The organism is Microbacterium sp. B24 (assembly GCF_000333415.1).
Classification (GTDB): domain Bacteria; phylum Actinomycetota; class Actinomycetes; order Actinomycetales; family Microbacteriaceae; genus Microbacterium.
The window spans coordinates 1-4,067 of the sequence record NZ_BADB01000071.1; the positions used below are offsets into that span (position 1 = coordinate 1).

The 4,067-nt window shown below is 70.0% G+C and carries 3 protein-coding genes, 1 tRNA gene and 1 pseudogene; 1 reads left to right on the top strand and 4 read right to left on the bottom strand.

Features of this window, described 5'->3' with window-relative positions; genetic code table 11:
• Window positions 1–135 precede the first annotated feature (135 nt).
• Complete coding sequence (locus I5I_RS01680; RefSeq protein WP_036315637.1) at window positions 136–1,449, bottom strand: D-arabinono-1,4-lactone oxidase; 1,314 nt, start codon at window positions 1,447–1,449, stop codon at window positions 136–138.
• A complete protein-coding gene (locus I5I_RS01685) occupies window positions 1,446–2,678 on the bottom strand; it encodes an alanine racemase (RefSeq protein ID WP_036315640.1) in 1,233 nt (410 codons plus the stop codon). Before I5I_RS01685 ends, I5I_RS01680 begins: the two co-directional genes overlap by 4 nt.
• Before the next feature lie 88 nt (window positions 2,679–2,766).
• Between I5I_RS01685 and I5I_RS01690 the strand changes: the two genes are divergently transcribed.
• Window positions 2,767–3,675, top strand: a complete 909-nt coding sequence (locus tag I5I_RS01690) for an alpha/beta hydrolase (RefSeq protein WP_051039422.1) — start codon at window positions 2,767–2,769, stop codon at window positions 3,673–3,675.
• A 16-nt stretch (window positions 3,676–3,691) separates the two neighbouring features.
• Here the strand turns inward: I5I_RS01690 and I5I_RS01695 are convergent.
• Window positions 3,692–3,764: transfer RNA gene (locus I5I_RS01695), tRNA-Leu, on the bottom strand.
• A gap of 89 nt (window positions 3,765–3,853) precedes the next feature.
• Window positions 3,854–4,067, bottom strand: a pseudogene (locus tag I5I_RS01700) (NAD(P)/FAD-dependent oxidoreductase); the annotation flags it as partial.

The window sequence follows — 4,067 nt, forward strand, 5'->3', positions numbered from 1 at the left end:
GATTCGAGCTCGGTCCCGGGGATCCTCTAGAGTCCCCATCGACTGAGGCTCATCTTATCGGCGCGAGCGCACTCGTCGTCCGCCCCTGGGAGCACTCCCAGCGGTTCCCCATCTGGGAGTGTGCGCGGCGAGCCCTCACGTGCCGAGCACGCGGTCCAGATAGTCGTTTCGGAACATGCGCGTCGGATCGAGGCGGTCACGCAGCGCCAGGAAGTCGTCGAATCGCGGGTAGCGCCCGCGAAGCGCCTCTGCGTCGAGCGTGTGCAGCTTTCCCCAGTGCGGCCGGCCGCCGTGGACCCGCATGATCTCCTCGACGGCGGCGAAATAGGCACGGTGGTCCGCGCGCCAGTACCGGTGCACCGCGATGTATCCGCTGTCGCGCGCGAACGCGGTGGAGAGCCACCGATCGTCGGCGGGCGCCACCCGGACCTCGATCGGAAACTCGATTCGCCATCCTGACTGTTCGACCAGCTCGCGCACCTCTTGGAACGCCACGGCGAGCTCGTCCAGCGGCACGGCGTACTCCATCTCGCGGAAGCGCACGCTGCGCTCCGTGGTGAAGACGCGGTGCGACGCGTCGGAGAAACGCCGGTCGCCCCACACTCGGGCTGACAACCTGTTGATCGCCGGCACCAGCGGCGGAGCGACCCGCCCGGCGCTGCACACCAGTTGGTGCACGCCGTTGCCCACGATCCGCTCGTCGACGATCCGCGACAGCGGCGACAGCGGCGCCGTGGGCGCGTCGCCCGGCATCCGAGTGTTCGTCTTGGTCAAGGCGACATCGGTGTGCGGAAACCAGTAGAACTCGAAGTGGTCGACATCGCGGACGCGAGCATCGAGCGCGCCCACGACGAGATCCAGTCTCTCGGGCTGCTCTTGCGCGTCCAACACGAACGCGGGCACGCATTGCAGCGTCACATCGACGAGGATGCCGAGGGCCCCGAGACCGAATGCGACGGCGGGCAGGGAGTCGGGCTCGTTCTCCTCGTCTACGGTCAGCAGCTCGCCATCGGCCGTGACGAGCGTCTCGGCCACGACCTGGGTCGCCAGGCCCCCGAAGCCGAGCCCGGTGCCATGCGTGCCCGTCGACAGGGCGCCGGCGATGGACTGACGGTCGATGTCGCCGAGGTTGGCCATGGCGAGGCCGTGAGGAGCCAGAAGCGTCGGAATGCGATGCAGTCGGGTACCGGCCAGGAGCCGCACACGCCCCCGCTCGCGATCGACGGCGACGACACCGCTGAGGTCGCTCAGATCCAGCAGGGTTCCCGGAGCCGCCGCGATTCCCGTGAAGCTGTGTCCCGCTCCCACGGCCTTGAGTGCGCGCCCGCGAGCGCCGGCGGCGCGAACGGAACGGCGCACCGCCTCGATCGTCGTGGGGTACTCGACCAGCTGCGGGCGCACACTCTCGGTACGCGCCCAGTTCTGCCATGTGCCGCCGGGTCGTGTCACAGGAAGCTCTTCCCTTCGCCGCGGTACGTGGCGGCCTCGCCGACGAGGTTCTCGCCGAGTGTGAGGTGGTAGCGATCCACCCGCTCGGCCAGCTCGCCGCTCTTCGCGTGGCGGAACCATACGCGGTCCCCGACGCGAAGCCGGCGCGCCGACTCACCCTGCAGGGGTGTCTGCACCTCCCCTGCGCCCTCCCGCCCGAGGGTCTTCAGCCCGGACGGCCACACCGGGCGTGGCTGGCGGGAGGCGACCGGCGGTCCCGACGCGATCCATCCCCCGCCCAGCACGACGGCGATGTCGTCCAGCGGCTTGCGGACGACCTCGAGGGCGAAGGCCGCGGCCGGCGCCGGCGCGAAGGCGCGGTAGCCGTCGAAGAGGTGACCGGCGAGCAGCCCGCTGCCGGCTGTGGTCTCGGTCACGGCCGGATCGGCCGCCGTGAACTCGAGGGAGCCGGTCCCGCCGCCGTTGACGAACTCCAACTCCGTGATCTCACGCAGCCCCGCCACGATCGCCCCGCGGCGCGCGACGAGCTCTTCGCGTGACCGGTGCTGCATCCAGCGGATCACGCCGTCGCCGGAGCCGGTGTGGTCCGGCTGGCCGGCGATCTGCGCCTCGTACATCATCAGCCCGACCAGATCGAATCCGGGGCGAGCGAGGATCGAGCGCGCGAGCCGCAGGACTTCCGTCGGTTCGTGCACGGGCGAGCGTCGCACGCCGATGTGGCCCAGCACGGGTGCCCGCCACGACGCATCCGCATCGATCGCGACACGGATGCGTGCGCGAGAGGCGGGAGCGGCGACGGCATCCACCGCATCCAGCTGGGCGGGATCGTCGACCATCAGCGTGATCCGGTGCGCGAGATCGTCGTCGCCGACGAGCTGCTCCAACGCCGCGCGGTCCACGCTCGGGTATCCGAGCACGATGTCGTCGTACTCGCGGGCGAGCCACAGCGCCTCCGGAAGCGTGAAGGCGAGGATGCCGCGGTAGCCCGGGATCGCGAGAGTGGCGCCGAGTACCTCACGCACCCGAATCGACTTGCTGGCCACGCGGATCGGCACGCCCGCGGAGCGCACCACGAGATCCATCGCGTTGAACCGGAGCGCGTCGAGGTCGATCGTGGCGACGGGTCCGGACACCGCCGAGACGGCGGCCGATCGTGCCGTCCAGAACGCGGCCGGATCATCCCCGTGCACGTGGGGGGCAGGGGGGAGGCTCAGGAGGTCGAGACTCATCGGATTCGGGGCTCCTTCGCGCGTGAGGGCACCAGCCTAGATGACACGCGGTGTCATCCACAGTGGAACTCGAGGATATTCTCAACGGGTGACCGTGCTGATGAAGCTGACCGTGGGTGCACTGTGGCTCACCGCCGGCGCCACGCGCCGAGACCTCTCGAGTGCGGAGTATCTGTCCCGGGTCGACTCGCATCGCACGTTCGCGCCCGTGCCCAAGGACGCCGGTGCCTTCGGACGCCTGACCGAAGGCGCGATCGGCGGGTCGACGGTTCTGCGCTGGCAGCCGCGCGACCACGTCGCCGGGCGCGAGTTGATCTATCTGCCGGGCGGCGGGTTCGTGAACCCTCTGGTCAGCCAGCACTGGTGGATCATCCAGCGGATCATGACGGCCACGCAAGCGGCCATCACCATCGCCCCGTACCCGCTGACGCCGGAGCACACGGTCGATGATGCGCAGGCGTTCATCGACGCTGTCTACGACGACGTCGCCGGACGCCCCAGCACCACTTCTCTCTTCGTCGCGGGAGACTCCGCCGGCGGCAATGTCGCCGCGACGCTCGCCCTCCGAGTCCGCGACGGCGACCGGCGCCCCCTGGACGGCCTGATTCTGCTGTCGCCGTGGGTGGATCCCACGATGCGCACGCCGGGCGCATGGCAGCGCGAGCGCCGAGACCCCACGCTGCGCTGCGCGGGTCTGCGCGCGGCTGCCGAGGCATGGTCGGGAACACACGATCTCCACGACCCGCAGATCAGCCCCATCGACGATTCCTTGGCTGGCCTGGCACCCCTCCTCGTCTTTCAGGGTGCTCGCGACGTCTTCCACGACGATGCGGTGGCGTTCGTCGAGAAGGCCCGCGCCGCCGGCACCTCTGCGCGCATCGTGATCGCTGAGGACGGCTTCCACGTCTATCCGGGCGCCTACTGGACCCGCGAGGCGCGGGAAGCGTACGAACTCATCGGCCGCTTCGTCGCAGACCCGAGCGGTGTCGTGGGCTGACGCGCACCGACAGGAGTACCCCCGGTGGGACTCGAACCCACACTGAAGCGATTTTAAGTCGCCTGCCTCTGCCATTGGGCTACGGGGGCCCGCTACCAGGGTAGCGACGCCGGACCGACGAGACCCCCACACCGCCGCGGCGGTGTGGGGGTCTCGTGCGTCAGACTTGCAGCCCTGTTCAGCTGGCGGCCGTGGCCTTCTCCTCGACCTTGGCCTCGGTCGAACCGGTCTTGTCGGCAGCGACCGACTTCGGGTCGATCGCCGGTGCCGCCGGGGCAGCAGCCGGCGCCGCCGGGCGCGGACGCGAGGCGAACTCCTCGAACACGTAGCGGGGGTTCTGGACGGTCTGCAGCGACACGTTGTCGCGGCGGAGCCAGAAGTTGTGCCACCAG